Annotated in this window: 10 protein-coding genes and 5 pseudogenes; 10 read left to right on the top strand and 5 right to left on the bottom strand. The window is 60.1% G+C overall.

The window, feature by feature from the left end; all coding sequences use genetic code 11:
- The first annotated feature begins 79 nt into the window (after window positions 1–79).
- The 3 genes and pseudogenes from queF (at window position 80) to C8024_RS16440 (ending at window position 2097) form a co-directional block, all read left to right on the top strand.
- Window positions 80–534: pseudogene (gene queF, locus C8024_RS16450) on the top strand (preQ(1) synthase).
- Window positions 534–1622 carry a glutathione S-transferase family protein gene (locus tag C8024_RS16445; protein ID WP_173207158.1) on the top strand — a complete coding sequence of 363 codons (1089 nt, stop codon included), beginning with the start codon at window positions 534–536 and terminating at the stop codon, window positions 1620–1622. The pseudogene queF and the gene C8024_RS16445 overlap by 1 nt, the downstream one beginning before the upstream one ends.
- Before the next feature lie 82 nt (window positions 1623–1704).
- Window positions 1705–2097: a thioesterase family protein gene (locus C8024_RS16440; protein WP_173207155.1), complete on the top strand. Its 393-nt coding sequence runs from the start codon at window positions 1705–1707 to the stop codon at window positions 2095–2097.
- Window positions 2098–2145: 48 nt separating this feature from the next.
- Here the strand turns inward: C8024_RS16440 and C8024_RS16435 are convergent.
- The 5 genes and pseudogenes from C8024_RS16435 to hflK form a co-directional block, all read right to left on the bottom strand.
- Window positions 2146–3724 (bottom strand): annotated as a pseudogene (locus C8024_RS16435) (helicase HerA-like domain-containing protein).
- A 103-nt stretch (window positions 3725–3827) separates the two neighbouring features.
- Window positions 3828–5333: a Do family serine endopeptidase gene (locus C8024_RS16430; RefSeq protein WP_100092666.1), complete on the bottom strand. Its 1506-nt coding sequence runs from the start codon at window positions 5331–5333 to the stop codon at window positions 3828–3830.
- A gap of 315 nt (window positions 5334–5648) precedes the next feature.
- Window positions 5649–6089 carry a nuclear transport factor 2 family protein gene (locus tag C8024_RS16425; protein WP_173207152.1) on the bottom strand — a complete coding sequence of 147 codons (441 nt, stop codon included), beginning with the start codon at window positions 6087–6089 and terminating at the stop codon, window positions 5649–5651.
- 6 nt (window positions 6090–6095) lie between these two features.
- Window positions 6096–6946, bottom strand: a pseudogene (gene hflC / locus C8024_RS16420) (protease modulator HflC).
- The gene (hflK, locus tag C8024_RS16415; RefSeq protein WP_100095393.1) at window positions 6946–7983 is read right to left on the bottom strand and encodes an FtsH protease activity modulator HflK; all 1038 of its coding nucleotides are present in this window, start codon (window positions 7981–7983) and stop codon (window positions 6946–6948) included. The pseudogene hflC and the gene hflK overlap by 1 nt, the downstream one beginning before the upstream one ends.
- A gap of 131 nt (window positions 7984–8114) precedes the next feature.
- Between hflK and C8024_RS16410 the strand changes: the two genes are divergently transcribed.
- From C8024_RS16410 to C8024_RS16380, 7 genes and pseudogenes are all read left to right on the top strand, one after another.
- Window positions 8115–9077, top strand: coding sequence for an Mrp/NBP35 family ATP-binding protein (locus C8024_RS16410; protein ID WP_173207147.1), 963 nt, complete (start codon window positions 8115–8117; stop codon window positions 9075–9077).
- A 17-nt stretch (window positions 9078–9094) separates the two neighbouring features.
- Window positions 9095–9517, top strand: a complete 423-nt coding sequence (locus tag C8024_RS16405) for a CoA-binding protein (protein WP_173207144.1) — start codon at window positions 9095–9097, stop codon at window positions 9515–9517.
- A gap of 4 nt (window positions 9518–9521) precedes the next feature.
- On the top strand, window positions 9522–11810 hold the full coding sequence (locus C8024_RS16400; RefSeq protein ID WP_173207141.1) for a xanthine dehydrogenase family protein molybdopterin-binding subunit: 2289 nt from the start codon (window positions 9522–9524) through the stop codon (window positions 11808–11810).
- Between the two features lie 3 nt (window positions 11811–11813).
- Window positions 11814–12821, top strand: a complete 1008-nt coding sequence (hemH, locus tag C8024_RS16395; RefSeq protein ID WP_173207138.1) for a ferrochelatase — start codon at window positions 11814–11816, stop codon at window positions 12819–12821.
- Window positions 12812–13087 carry a ribbon-helix-helix domain-containing protein gene (locus C8024_RS16390; RefSeq protein WP_173207135.1) on the top strand — a complete coding sequence of 92 codons (276 nt, stop codon included), beginning with the start codon at window positions 12812–12814 and terminating at the stop codon, window positions 13085–13087. Before hemH ends, C8024_RS16390 begins: the two co-directional genes overlap by 10 nt.
- Window positions 13084–13460: pseudogene (crcB, locus tag C8024_RS16385) on the top strand (fluoride efflux transporter CrcB). The gene C8024_RS16390 and the pseudogene crcB overlap by 4 nt, the downstream one beginning before the upstream one ends.
- Window positions 13461–13528: 68 nt before the next feature.
- Window positions 13529–14745: pseudogene (locus C8024_RS16380) on the top strand (RluA family pseudouridine synthase).
- Window positions 14746–14903 lie beyond the last annotated feature (158 nt).

The following is a 14903-nucleotide window of genomic DNA, read 5'->3' as shown; positions in this document are numbered from 1 at the left end:
TTTGGGGCAATGTGAAAATTGCGGTGATTGATGACAGGGAGGGCGCGCTGCCCTAAAAGCCTTGCATGACCGATGATGAATCCAAAAACTCGCACCGAAATTTCTTGGCCAGGATAGCGCGCTACCGGGGTCACCTGAAGCGGCGACTCTCGACTATGTACCCAACCCGCGCGCCGGCGAGCTCTATCTGACGCGCTTTGCAGCGCCCGAATTCACTTCGCTTTGCCCGGTCACCGGCCAGCCGGATTTTGCGCATCTGGTCATCGACTATGCGCCGGGAGAGACCATCGTTGAATCCAAGTCGCTGAAGCTGTTTCTGGGTTCCTTTCGCAATCATGCCGCCTTCCACGAGGATTGTACGGTCGGAATCGGCAGGCGCCTTTTTGACGAAATGAAACCCGAATGGCTTCGGATCGGCGGCTACTGGTATCCGCGCGGCGGGATACCGATCGATATTTTCTGGCAGTCGGGCGAGCCCCCAAGGGCCTGTGGGTGCCGGATCAGGGCGTGACCTCCTATCGGGGCCGTGGCTGATGCCGCATACATTCTACGGCGGGCCGCTTTCCCTCTATTCCGGCAAGGCGCGGGCCTATCTCGACTGGAAAGGGGTGGATTACGAGGAGTTTCTCAGCACCACCGAAGTCTATAAGACAATCATCGTCCCCAGAGTCGGTCGCCCCGTCATTCCGGTGATGGTCACCGAAGACGACAAAACGCTTCAGGACACAACGTTGATCATCGATCATTTCGAAGCCGAGGTCGGCGGGCCGTCCGTCTATCCCGACACGCCGAAGCAGCGGCTCGTGGCGTTGCTGATGGAAGTATTCGGCGACGAATGGCTGGTGATCCCGGCGATGCACTATCGCTGGAACTATAATGAAGAGTGGGTCTACGGCGAATTCGGCGCCGTCGCGGCGCCGGAAGCCAGCAAGGAAGAGCAACTGGCCATCGGCCGCGAGCGCGGACAGACGTTTAAGGGATTTTGCCCGGTACTGGGCATTAACGCGCAGACCATCCCTGCAATTGAAGCGAGCTACGAAGCGCTTCTGGCCGATCTCGACCGGCATTTTGCGCGATATGATTATCTGCTGGGTTCACGGCCCTCGATTGGCGACTATGGCCTGATCGGCCCGCTCTATGCCCATCTCTACCGCGACCCCGCATCGGGCGAGATCATGAAGCGGCTGGCGCCGAAAGTCGCCCAATGGGTCGAACGGATGGTGGATGTGCGCGAGCCTCTATCCGGGGAATTTCTGGCCGATGACGAGGTTCCGGAGAGCTTGCTGCCGGTACTGGAGCGGATGATGGCGGAGCAGATGCCCTTTCTGCAGCAAGTCGCCGATATGTTTGCCACCTGGGCCGAGTCCAATCCCGATACGGAAATACCGCGCGCCGTCGGCATGGCGGACTTCAGGATTGAGGGTGTGACCGGGCAGCGGATCGCGCCGCCGTTCAGCTTGTGGATGCTGCAGCGGCCGCTCGACTATTATCGGACCTTGCCGGATGCGGACAGGGCAGCGGTGGATGAATTCCTGTCGAGTATTGACGGAGCAGCGGCTTTTTCGGATTTCACGATGCATCAGCCTCTGGCGTTCGAAAAGTTCAAGCTGGTCCTCGGCTGATATCGTCCGGCTGGCCCTGATTCGGCGATAGAATCCAGTTTGCCCTATCAATCGGTCCCCGCTGATCTTATATATTGCTGATATGAGCAGCAATTCGCACCATCATAACATCGCAATCGAACCTTCGGACATCGATTTCATGGGCCATGTCAATAATGCCAATTATCTGACGTGGGTGCAGGATGCTGTGGTCGCGCACTGGCAGAAATTTGCGCCTTCCGAAGCGGTCGCTGCCCATCTCTGGGTCGCGATCAAGCACGAGATCACCTATCGCAAGCCGGCCTTTCTGGAAGATGACGTGATCGCCGAAGTGCTGCTGGAAAAAGTCCACGGCGCGCGGGCTTTCTACAGCACGGTCATTCGCCGCGGCGAAGAAGTTCTGGCCGAAGTCCAGTCGAGCTGGTGCTGCATTGACGCCGACACCTTGCGCCCGACCCGTCTGGCGAAAGATATCGTCGCCCGCTTTTTCGGGTAAAATCTCGCAGCGCTCCAGTCCGCCCGCACGGCGATAGTCAGCCAGCCATCAGCGCATCAGGCCACCGATCAGATTGCGAACGAACCGTCCGGCCACTGGTCCGGCGAGATCCGTAACCACCGAACCGACGGCGGAAGTCACGCCAGTCCGCATCGGATTGCGCGCGATTTCTTGCCCAACATGGTCGAGGCGGCCATGCCCGCTGCCGATCCCATGGCGACCTTTGCCCCGCGGCTGAGCGCCTTTTCCCAGATACTCTTGCTCTTGCGCGGCTGTTTGCGGACTTCCTCTTCGCCTTTTTCCTCTACTTCCTTCGCCGTTGCCGTGGCGTCGATCACCTTTTGCGCGAGTATTTCCTCGGCGCTGTGCCGGTCAACCTCTCCGTCATATTTGTTTTCATAGGGCGAGATTGAATTGATGATGGCGCGCTCTTTTGCCGAGATCGGTCCCAGCCGTGACCGCGGCGGTTTGATCAGCGTGCGCTGGACAATCGACGGCGCACCGTCTTCCAGCAGAGTGGAGACGAGCGCTTCGCCGACGCGCAATTCGGTAATGGCTTCCTCGACATCCAGTTCGGGGTTGATCCGGAATGTGTCGGCCGCCGCCTTGATCGCCTTTTTATCGCGCGGCGTGAAGGCACGCAGGGCGTGCTGTACACGGTTGCCGAGCTGGCCGGCGACTTCCTGGGGTATATCAACCGGGTTCTGGGTGACGAAATAGACGCCGACGCCTTTCGAGCGGATCAGGCGCACGACCTGTTCGATCTTGTCTTCCAGCGCTTTCGGCGCATCGTCGAACAGCAGATGCGCTTCGTCAAAGAAGAAGACCAGCTTGGGTTTTTCGGATCGCCGACCTCCGGCAGGCTTTCGAACAGTTCGGCCAGCAGCCAGAGCAGGAAAGTCGCATAGAGTTTTGGACTGCGCATCAGCTGGTCGGCGGCGAGGATGTTGATATAGCCGCGGCCCTGGTCATCGCATTTCAGGAAATCGTCGATCTCCAGCGCCGGTTCGCCGAAAAATTGACCCGCGCCCTGGCTGTCGAGCTGGAGCAGCTGGCGCTGGATCGCGCCGACGCTGGCCTTGCTGACATTGCCATATTTGGCGGACAGCTGTTTCGCATTTTCCGCGGTGTAGGCGAGCATCGACTGCAGATCGTCAAGGTTCAGCAGCAGCAATCCTTCTTCATCGGCAAAGCGGAAGACGATATTGAGCACGCCCTCCTGCGTGTCGTTCAGATCCATCAGGCGGGCGAGCAGCAGCGGCCCCATTTCGCTGATCGTAGTGCGGATCGGATGGCCCTGTTTGCCATAGAGGTCCCAGAATATGGCCGGATTGTCGGAATAGGCATAGTCGTCCATACCGAGTTCCTTGGCCCGCCCTTCCAGCTTGTCGGCATGTTTGAACTGGGGAGAACCGGCCATCGAAACGCCGGACAGGTCGCCTTTGACATCGGCAACGAAAACCGGAACGCCATTGGCGGAGAAGCTTTCGGCCAGCCCCTGCAGCGTGACCGTTTTACCGGTGCCGGTTGCGCCCGCGATCAGACCGTGCCGGTTGGCGCGGGAGAGATTGAGGCTTTGCCGTTCGCCACCGCCCAGTCCGAGAAAAATTTCTGTTGCATCGGCCATCGGCGGATCCCCTCAATCATATTGCAAAGCTGACCCTGACTTGACGCAAAAAAAGGCCGGCGTCAAGCGCCGGCCCTTTTCTGTTACATCTGTTTATACGCGTTTAACTGTCCTGGAGGCGGACCGCGACAAATACAGGGTCGCGGGCGCCGCGACGGATCTGGAGAAGCACGGCTTCGCGGTTCGCGCGTGTCGCGTCGCTGATCGCCTGATCCAGTTCGGTAACGGTGGTCACCTGTTTGCGGTTGACGCTGGTAATCAGATATCCGCGCCTGATGCCCTTCTGGGCTGCATCGCTGTTCGGGTTAACGGTGGTTACCACGACGCCCTTTTGCGTAGACGGGACACCGATCTGCCGGGCGATGGCCGGCGTCAGATCAATCACCGACAATCCGAGCGCGTCGGCAGTTGCCTGCGCGCTCGTGCCATCGTCATTCTGGCCCATCGCATCATCTTCGGCATCGGGATCGAATGTGCTGCCGGCAAGTTCCTCTTCGGAAGGCCGTTTGCCGAGCTTGGCATTGACCTTGATCGTCTTGCCGTTGCGGATCAGTTCGATCGGAACTTCGGTGCCGATCGGAAGATTGGTCACCAGATAGGACAGGGTCTGGTCGGGTGTGACCGTCTTGCCGTTCACCTTGGTGATCACATCGCCCGCCTGGATGCCGGCTTTGGCCGCGGCTTCACCGGGTTCTACCCGCTGGACAAATTCACCCCGGTTCTTCTCCAGACCCAGAGAATCGGCGAGATCCTCGGAAAGGGCGCTGATCTGAACGCCGAGATAACCGCGTTCAATAGCCCTTCCTTCTTTCAGGGTTTCTACAATCGGCGCAGCGACCTCGGCGGGGATGGCAAAGCCGATTCCGACATTGCCGCCGGTCGGTGAAATAATCGCATTGTTGATACCGATGACATTGCCGTTCAGATCGAACATCGGGCCACCGCTATTGCCGCGGTTGATCGAAGCGTCGGTTTGCAGGAAACGGTCATAGGCGCCGCCCTGGCCGGTGTTTCTGTGAATGGCAGACAGGATGCCGGTGGTCACCGTCCCGCCGAGTCCGAAGGGATTGCCGATGGCAATCACCCAGTCGCCGACCCGGGCACTGGTGCTGTCACCGAATTTCACAAAAGGCAGCGGCTTGTTAGCCTTGATCTTGAGCACGGCGATATCCGAAGCCGCATCGCGGCCAACCAGTTCCGCCTCATATTCGGTGCGGTCCGGCATGATCACGGTGATCGATTCGATCGTCGCGTTGCGATTGCCCGGCGCCACAACATGATTGTTGGTGACGACATAGCCATCGGCAGAAATGATGAAGCCGGAGCCGAGCGACTGGGCCTCACGGGTCTGTGCGCTACCGCCACTCTGTCGATTGCCGAACAGGCCGTCAAAAGGGGTGCCGGCGAACGGGTTGTTGTTAACCCGGACACGCTGGGTGGTGGAGATATTGACCACGGCAGGCTGTAGCTGCTCGGTCAGGTCGGCAAAGCTCATCGGCGCGCCGGCGCGTGGCACGACGTTGCGCATTACCGTGCTGTCATTGGCGGCGGTCTGTGCTCCAGCCGGACCGATCCCGGTCAGGGTTGCTGCACTGCCGGCCAAAAGCATAGCTGCTGAAATTCCGTAAGCGTAACGCACTATTATCTTCCTCTCAAATTTCTGGCGATACCAGTGGTTTCAATCGCCAGATCCGTTCAAAATCACGAAATCAAATGGCGCAATTTTCATGAACGGAAATTGAATATTAGCATATATGTCCGCCGATCCTAAGCGCAGAACTGCGGGACATTCCCGATGCCCATCTATTTGGGTGCCCAAAAGCCCTTTCGCAAGCCGGGAATCGCTGTTTCGCAGAAAAAACCGGCATTGTGCAGAAAAGACGACATTTGTAGTCGACGGAGGGCATTTCCGTACTTTCGACCGTCAGAATGCAAAGGGGCCGTCATTTTCAAAAGTCGGTTTTCCCGCAAAGCCCAGCGCGTCATTCGCCAACTGGGTGTCGAAAAATTCGTGGACCGAAGCGATTCTGCCGTCGCGAAACGAGAAAATATGAACGTAGCGCTGGTCATAGCGTTCGCCGTTCCGCGCGATGCCCCTGGCTTCCATGATGGCGGTGGCTCCATCCGGACCTTCGTTCATCACCCGCCACTTGTCCGCGAAGCGGAACTGTTCGAAGTCCAGTGCCTCGAAAATCGCGGGCAACACTGCTTTCAGCGCGGCGAAGCTGTCATAGCGCCCGGAAATGATCGTGTTCCCCGAGACATTATACACGACATCGGGATGGTGCAGCGCTTCGAAACCATCGACGTCCATCACCGACAAAGCGGTATAATAGGCGTCGATAATTTCGCGGTTCGAAGGCAAGATGCGTTACCGGCCCCGGAACTGGCGCAGATATTCGTTGTCCGGCGACAGCACGAACGAGCTTTGCGGGCCATTCTCACCACCGTCCTGGAAGGTCGTTTCATAGCTCTTCATGGCGCGGTAGAAATCATAGAAGGCCGGGTCCTTGCCAAAGCTTTCGGCATAGGTCCGTGCCGCGCTGGCGTCCGCTTCAGCGCGAATGATCTGCGCCTGCTTTGCGCCCTGGGCGCGAATCGTCCGCGCTTCCTGGTCACGGGCGGTGCGCATCCGCTGATAGGCGCTGTCGAGCGGCGTGCCGTCGGGAAGATCCGCGCGCTTGATCCGCACGTCGACAATCTCCGCACCATATTGGCGGGCGACGCGATTGAGACCGGCCTGGATATTATCCATCACCTGGCCGCGTTCCGGGCTCAGCAGAGCGGCGAAAGGCCGCTTGCCCAGTTCGTTTCTCAAGGCGGAGCCCAGAATAGGGCGCAGCTCGTCGGAAACCCGCTCTTCGCTGCCGGCAGCAATATACATGCGCAGCGGATCGGTGATCCGGAAGCGGGCGAAGGCATCGACCTGCAGGCGCAACTGGTCGGTTGACAGCACTTGCTGCTGTTCCATTTCGACGTCGCGGATCCGCTTGTCGATCCACACGATCTGCTCAAAAACGGGATCTTGGCGATCAGGCCGGCGCCGGTTTCACCAAAGGCTTCGCCTGACTGGTAACGATTGACGATTCTCTTGGGTTCACCGAGCTGGACCACGACGCCTTGCCGGGTTTCCGGCACGATGACGATGGTGTTGAGCAGGATGAACAGCGCCGCAATGGCGATCACGCCGAGCGCCACGGGATTTTTCATAATCTGTCCCATTATTTGCCCTCCACGGTTGTTATCGCGGGTTGCTGCGCGCGTTTCTTCAGTTCGGGCAAAGCGAGATAGGGGGTAACGCCCCTGGCCTCGATCACGGTCTTGTCCACCTTGGACAGGACGCGTTCCATTGTTTCATAATACATGCGCTGTCTGGTCACCGTCGGTGCCAGCCGATATTCTTCGTAGACCTTGTCGAAAGCGGCGGATTCACCCTGTGCCTGAGCGGTGAGCTGTTGCGCATAGGCGCGCGCTTCGTTGAGATAGGTCTGCGCCGTCTGCTGCGCGGCGGACACTTCCTTGAACGCGTCGTTGACCGCGGCCGGAGGATCGGCCTTCTTGATGGCGATACCGCGAATGACCACGCCGGCGCCATAGCCGTCGAGCAATTGCTGCATATTCTGTTCGACCTGCTGCTCGATTTCGGTCCGTTCGGAGCCGATCGTGTCATCCAGCGTGAAATTCGCGACCACTGCCCGCATTGCCGCTTCGGCCACTTCCTTGATCGTTTCTTCCGGTTCGGCAATCTGGAACAGGAACAGTTCCGGTGCCTTGATGTTCCAGCGCACCGAATAAGCGAGATCGACGATATTCTGATCACCGGTCAGGATCAGCTTCTCGGCTTCACCTTCGGGAATGTCGATCGTCCGGATGTCCTCGACGTCGAGCTTGACGACTTGCTCCAGCGGAGTGGGAAGGGAAAAGTGCAGGCCCGGTTGCAGGGTCCGTGAATAGGAACCCAGGAATGTCACGACACCGCGTTCCTGAGGGCTGACCCGGTGGATGCTGGTCAGCAGCACCCAAAGAATGATGAAGCCGATGGCCATGAGAGGCCACCAGGAACGCCCGCCGGGACGTTTGGGGATGCCGCCCTTGAAGCCGCCGCCGGTGCCTTTTTTGAAAAGTTCCTCGAGGGAGCCTGCGCCCTTGCGGCCACCACCGGATGATCCGCCGGAGGGATTGCCCCATGGATTGCGCGGGCCACCGCCGCTGCCGCCACCATTGCCGCCGTCGCCGTTATTGCCCCAGGGGCCGGCCATGTTCAAAATTGAGCCCAAAATCGATTTGCGGCGCGCGTCACCGTTAATATTTTCATTCATAGTTTCTTTATAGGTAGCGCGCCGCCAGAAAAACAGTGTCAATCCGAGAAAAGTGTAACTATGTCGATCCGATGACCGATATTTCCACAATCGAAACCGCGCTCGAAGACGTTGCCAAGGGCCGTTTCAGCGCCGTAAAATTCACCGACGGCCGCATCACTCTGGTGCTCAATGTCGGTGGCCTCGATGTGCGCGAGCGCGGCCAGATCGAGATCGCCGTGAAAGGGAAGCTGCTGGCGCTGGACGGTGTCGAGAAAGTCGATATCGCGATGACCGCGGAGAAGGTCGAACGCCGTCTGATCGCCGTGGCCAGTGGCAAGGGCGGCGTCGGCAAGTCGACGCTTTCGGCCAATCTGGCGATTGCCATGCAGCGGCTGGGCCGCAAGGTCGGGATGGTCGACGCCGATATATATGGTCCGTCGCAGCCGCGCTTGCTCCATTGTGAAGGGCAGCGGCCCGAGGCCGAGGGCAAGCAGCTGATCCCGGTGCCCAATGACTATGATGTGCCTGTGCTGTCGATGGGCCATCTGGCGAAACCCGGCCAAGCGATTGCCTGGCGCGGTCCGATGGCCGGCAAGGCGCTGGAACAGCTGATCGACGCCCATTGGGGCGATGTCGCCGAGCTGATCGTCGACATGCCACCCGGTACCGGCGATGTACAATTGTCGATGATGCAGCATCACAAGCCGGTCGGCGCGGTGATCGTTTCAACGCCGCAGGATCTGGCGCTGATGGATGCGACCCGTGCGGTCGATCTTTTCAACCAGGCCAAGATCCCTATCATCGGCATGGTCGAGAATATGGCCGGCTACCAATGTCCGCATTGTGGCGAGGTCAGCGATCCGTTCGGTGCTGGTGGTGCGGAAGCCGCTGCCAAAACCATGGGCATGCCCTTTCTTGGACGTATCCCTCTCGATATCGAAATTCGCAAGTCCAGCGATGGCGGCACGCCCCCGGCCTGTGGCGATGATGTGCACGGGCAGGCATTCCGTGATATTGCCAAAAAGCTCGCGACATGGCTGGATAATCAATAGACCGGAAAGAGAACGACATGCTGCTGGAACAAGATCGGGACCTTATCGAACTGCTGACATCGACGCGGCGCATCGCTCTGGTCGGGGCGTCGGCCAGGCCTGAACGGGACAGCAACCGGATTTTCAAATTTCTTCTGGAACAGGGTTATGACGTGATACCGGTCAATCCCGGGCTGGCCGGCCAGCAGTTGCACGGCAGGACAGTGGTTGACTCCCTGTCCTCGATTGGCGGCGAAATCGATATGGTCGATATTTTCCGCAACTCCGAAGCCGCAGGTGATGTTGTCGACGAGGCCATCGCCATCGGAGCCAAATCCGTGTGGATGCAGCTTGGCGTGATCAACCAGGCCGCGGCACAGCGCGCGTTCGACGCGGGCCTGAAGGTCTTCATGGACCGTTGCCCGAAAATCGAAATACCGCGCCTGGGCCTGCTGAAATAATTCGATGGCGGCTGAACCCGACATTGAACAGCCTGATCAAGCGCCGACCGGACTGAACCGTCGCAAGTTACTGATCGGCGGCGGCGCCCTGGGCGGTTTGGTGCTGGCCTGGGCGATCTGGCCGCGCAGCTACGAGCCCAATGTCGCGGCGACCGAGACAGAACAGGTTTTCGGGGCGTTTCTGAAAATTTCCGAAGCCGGGCAGGTGACGGTGGTCGTGCCGCAAAGCGAAATGGGCCAGGGCGTCTATACTGTGCTGCCGCAAATCCTGGCCGACGAACTCGGCGCAGACTGGCGTACCGTCGCGGTGGAACCGGCGCCGATCAACCCGCTCTACAGCAATATTCCCCTGGCCGAGCAATGGGCAGAATCGCTGATGCCTGCGGGCAGCGAGAAACTTGCCGAACATGCCGTCGTCCGGTGGATGGCGCAAAATGTCGCGATCCGCGAACAGTTCATGGTTACCGCCGACTCCACATCCATCCCTGCCTTTGCCACCAGTTTCCGCGAGGCGGGAGCAGCGGCGCGCGTCCTGCTGACCAAGGCGGCCGCCGCCCGGTGGGATGTCCCTTGGGAAGCCTGCACGGTCGAAAACGGCATGATCTCCAATGGCGAGAAGACATTGCGCTTCGGCGAGCTGGTGCGCGATGCTGCAGGCCAGAGCCTGCCCGATCCCGTGCCGCTGCGGACATCGGGCACCGGCAGCCTGATCGGACAGGATGTGCCGCGTCTCGACCTGCCCAGCAAGCTCGACGGGTCGGCCAATTTCGCCGGAGACGTCCGGCTGCCGGACATGGTCTATGCCGCTGTCAGGCAGGGTCCGATCGGCGAGACCAGGCTGAAATCCTTCAACCGCGCCGGCGCTGGCAAGATCACCGGCTTTATCGACGTCGTTCAGGGCGGCCAATGGATCGCGGCGGTTGCGACCAACTGGTGGGCCGCAAACCGGGCGCTCGACAAGATGAGTCCGGTGTTCGAAACCCGAGGCTTCATGGCCGACAGCGACAAGATCGATGCGGCCCTGCAGGAGGCGCTGGACGAGGGACCGGGAACGCGATTTGTCTCGCGTGGTGAAAATCGCGGCATGTTCACCGAGGAGAATCTGTTCCAGGCCCGCTATCATGCCAATGCGGCGCTACATGCGCCGGTCGAGACGCGGACCGCCACCGCAGAATATAAAGACGGCGGCCTCGAACTCTGGATGGCGACACAGTCGCCGGTCGCGGCGGTGCAGGCGGCGGCCAGAGCGCTGAATATCCGGCAGGACCGGGTGACGCTATATCCGATGCTCAGCGGTGGTTCGTTCGACCGCAATCTGGACAATGAAATCGCTGCGCAGGTCGCGCTGATCGCCAGACATATGGGCCGGCCGGTGCAACTGGTCTGGTCCCGCGCCGAGGACATGATGCACGACCATTACCGCGCGCCCAGCCAGGCCCGTCTGGATGCTGCCATGGCCAAGGGCGGGCGCGTGGAAGCGATGCAGATCAAGATCGCTGCTCCGCCATCCGCGCGTGAACAGGCGAAACGCCTGTTCGACGGCATGGACAGTGTCGAGGCCATGCGCTCCTCGATCGGAGAAGCCGACAGCAAGGCGGTCGAGGGGCTCGAAGTTCCCTATGACGTCCCCAATCTGACCGTCGACCACCATAGCGCCTTTGTCGGCGTGCCGACCGGCAACTGGCGCAGCAACGCGCATAGCAGCAATGTCTTCTATCTCGAATCGTTCATCGACGAACTGGCAGCGAAGGCGGCCATCGAACCCTTGTCCTTCCGCATGCAGATGATGAACAACCAGCCGCGGCTTGCCCGTTGCCTGACCAGTGTCGCGGCCATGGCCGCATGGGACGGCGGCCTGGATCGTAGCGGTCAGGGCATTGCCTGTCACAGCATGCGCGGCGGCCATATCGCGGTTATCGCGAGCGCCAGCCGAGGCGGCAGTGGTCTGGAAGTGCGCCGCATTTCGGCAAGCGTCGACATCGGCCGGATCATCCACCCCGATATTGCCCGGCAACAGATCGAGGGCGGCATTGTCTTCGGGCTGGCAATGGCGCTGGGCAGCGCGACCCGCTTTGACAAGGGTCTGCCGACGGCCAAGCGACTGAGCGATCTGTCGCTGCCGCGGCTGGCCGAAATTCCGCCCATCCAGATCGAATTTGTCCGAAGCGAGGAAGAGCCGGTCGGTTACGAGGAACTGGGCGTACCGGCGGTGGCACCGGCAATTGCCAATGCTCTGTTCTCGGCAACCGGCGTTCGGCTTCGGCAATTGCCACTCTTTGGGGAAGTATCTTAAATCATGCGTGAAACCGGACCATTGCCAAAAGACCACCCACCCGTCGCGGCCAAGAAAATCGGCCTGTTGCTGGTCAATCTCGGCACACCCGACGCGCCGGAAAAGAAAGCGGTCAAACGCTATCTCAAACAATTTCTGTCGGACAAAAGAGTGGTCGAGATACCCTCGATCATCTGGCAGCCGATTTTGCGCGGGATCATTCTCAACACCCGCCCGGCCAAATCTGCCGAAGCTTATGGTCTGGTCTGGACCGAAGACGGTTCGCCGCTCGCGTCCTACACGCGCAAGCAGTCCGAAAAGCTTGCCCCGAAAATGGACGGTGTGATGGTCGACTGGGCGATGCGCTACGGCAATCCGAGCATTGCTTCCCGGCTGGACGCAATGAAAGCCGCAGGCTGCGACCGCATATTGATCGCGCCGCTCTATCCGCAATATAGCGGCGCCACGACTGCCAGCGTGCATGATGCGGTGTTTGACGCGATTGCCGCCATGCGCTGGCAACCGGCGATCCGGCTGCTTCCCGCCTATCATGACGATCCGGCCTATATCGACGCGCTGGCGACCAGTCTGGAACGCGATATAGCGGCTCTCAATTTTGTCCCCGACGCGATTGTCGCCAGTTTCCACGGCATGCCGCAGCGCACGCTGGAACTCGGCGACCCCTATCATTGCCACTGCCAGAAGACCGCGCGCCTTTTGTCCGAGAAAATGGGCCGGGAGCTCGTGGTGGCCTTCCAGTCGCGCTTTGGCCGGGCAAAATGGCTCGAACCGGCAACCGACACGACGCTGGAAGCCCTGCCGGGTCAGGGGAAGAAGAATATCGCGATTTTCGCGCCTGGTTTCTCGAGCGATTGTCTCGAGACCTGCGAGGAGCTTGCGATACGGGGCAAGGAACAGTTTCAGGCCGCCGGGGGCGAGAAATTCGCCTATCTGCCCTGTCTCAACGATAGCGATACCGGGATGGATATGCTGGAGACGCTGGTACGACGGGAATTGTCCGGGTGGATCTAGAAAAGCCCGAACTCTTCCACCCGCCGGTCAAGCGCAGCATCACCATCGCCGGGCATCAGACATCGATTTCGCTCGAGCCACTGTTCTGGGATATGCTGAAAGCGGCCGCCGACAGTCGCGGCCTGCCGCTTAACGCATTGGTCGCCCGGATCGATGTCGAACGCATCGCCGCGGAGCAGCCGCCGGGCCTCGCGACCGCCATCCGCTTGTGGCTGACCAATGATATGCTTGGAAAACCGCGCAAGCCGACTAAGGGACGCCCATGAACGCTACCCTTCTTGTCATGGCAGGCGGTGCGATGGGTGCGGCTGGACGCTATCATCTCGGCCGTCTTGTCTTTCACCTTGCTCCTGTGGGTTACCCTATTGGAACATTGGTGGCTAATGTCATGGGTGGTCTTTTGATGGGTGTGCTGGCCGGTGTGCTGGCGCGCAGCAGCTTTATCGACGAGCCGTGGCGGCTATTGCTTGGCGTTGGCCTGCTGGGCGGTTTTACTACTTTTCGGCCTTTAGTTTGGAAGTTCTCAATATGATCGAGCGCAGTCAATGGGGCATCGCTTTCGCTTATGCTCTGGTCTCCGTCGTCGGTTCCGTACTGGCCCTGTTTGCTGGTCTGATGGCCGTGAGGGCGCTGGCATGAGCGGCTTTGACCCCACAGCCGAAAGCGGCTCCGAGGAAGAAAAGCCGCAGGGCTCGACCAAGGAACAGATGAATGCACTGAAGACACTCGATGTCCGGCAGTTCACCATTTCTGCCGATGATGACGACATCCGGGTCGATCGCTGGTTCAAGCGGCATATGGAAGATGTGCCGTTCAATATCGTTTCGCGCTGGGCGCGGACCGGGCAGTTGCGCCTGGACGGTAAACGTGTGTCGCCAGGTGATCGCGTGCAGGCCGGTCAGATTTTGCGCGTACCCCCGCAGGAAATCGAACGTCCGGGCCGCGTTGTCAAAGTCAAGACGGACCTGTCGCAGGACCAGATCGATTTTGCCCGGGAACTGGTGATTCACAAGGATAAGGCCGCGATCGTGGTCAACAAGCCGCCGGGTCTGGCGACCCAGGGCGGCAGCAAGACGACCACCCATCTCGACGGCCTGCTGGATGCGCTGACCTTCGATGCCAAATCGCGGCCCAAGCTGGTCCACCGGCTCGACAAGGACACCAGCGGGGCGATCCTGCTGGCGCGTTCGCCCGGAGCGGCCTCTTTCTTTTCCAAACGCTTTTCCGGCCGCGACGTGCGCAAGGTCTATTGGGCGATCGTCATGGGCGTGCCGGAAATCGCCGATGGCATGATCGACCTGCCGCTCTCCAAACAGCCGGGTTCCGGTGGCGAGAAAATGCACGTCGATGAGGAAAACGGCCAGTCGGCCAAGTCGCGCTACCGGATCATCGAACGCGCCGGCAACCGGGCCTGCTGGGTGGAATTGCAGCCCTATACCGGGCGCACCCACCAGTTGCGCGTGCATATGGCGGCGATCGGTCACCCGATTGTCGGCGACGGCAAATATGGCGGCAAGGATGCCTTCCTGACCGGCACGATCAGCCGCAAGATGCACTTGCACGCACGGCGGTTGCGGATCGAGCATCCCGACGGGCACAATCTGGATGTGACCGCCGACCTGCCCCCCATTTCGCCGAAACCGTGGAAAATCTCGGGCTCGATCTGCTGCTTGGCGATCTTCCGCTCGACGAGAAAAAGCCGGGCGGCAAGCTGGTCCGCAAGCAGCAGGCCAGAGCCCATGCCAAGCAGATCCGCAAGGACAAGCGCGGCGAACGTCGCGGTCGCGGCGAGACCACGGGCAAGCCGACGAAAGCCGGCAAGCCGACCAAGCGCGAGCGGCCAAACGCCGGCAAGGCAACGCACAAGAAGAACATGCCGCACAAGGCCAAGGTCAAACAGGCTCTGCGCAAGAAACCCAAATAATGCATCCCGATCCCGCCTTCCGATGGCCCAAATCGGCCAATGATCATCACGACGCCGACGAGCGGGCCGCGCTCGAGGCGATGATCGCCAATATCGGTTTCGGAATGGTCTTCGCCGGGACGCCGGACGGGCCAAGGGTTGCGCATGTTCCGGTCTTT

It is taken from the genome of Sphingopyxis sp. BSNA05, from assembly GCF_013265645.1.
In the GTDB taxonomy this organism is placed as follows: Bacteria; Pseudomonadota; Alphaproteobacteria; order Sphingomonadales; family Sphingomonadaceae; genus Parasphingorhabdus.
The sequence above is the reverse complement of the archived record's forward strand: the minus strand, read 5'-3'. Positions and strand labels throughout refer to the sequence as shown.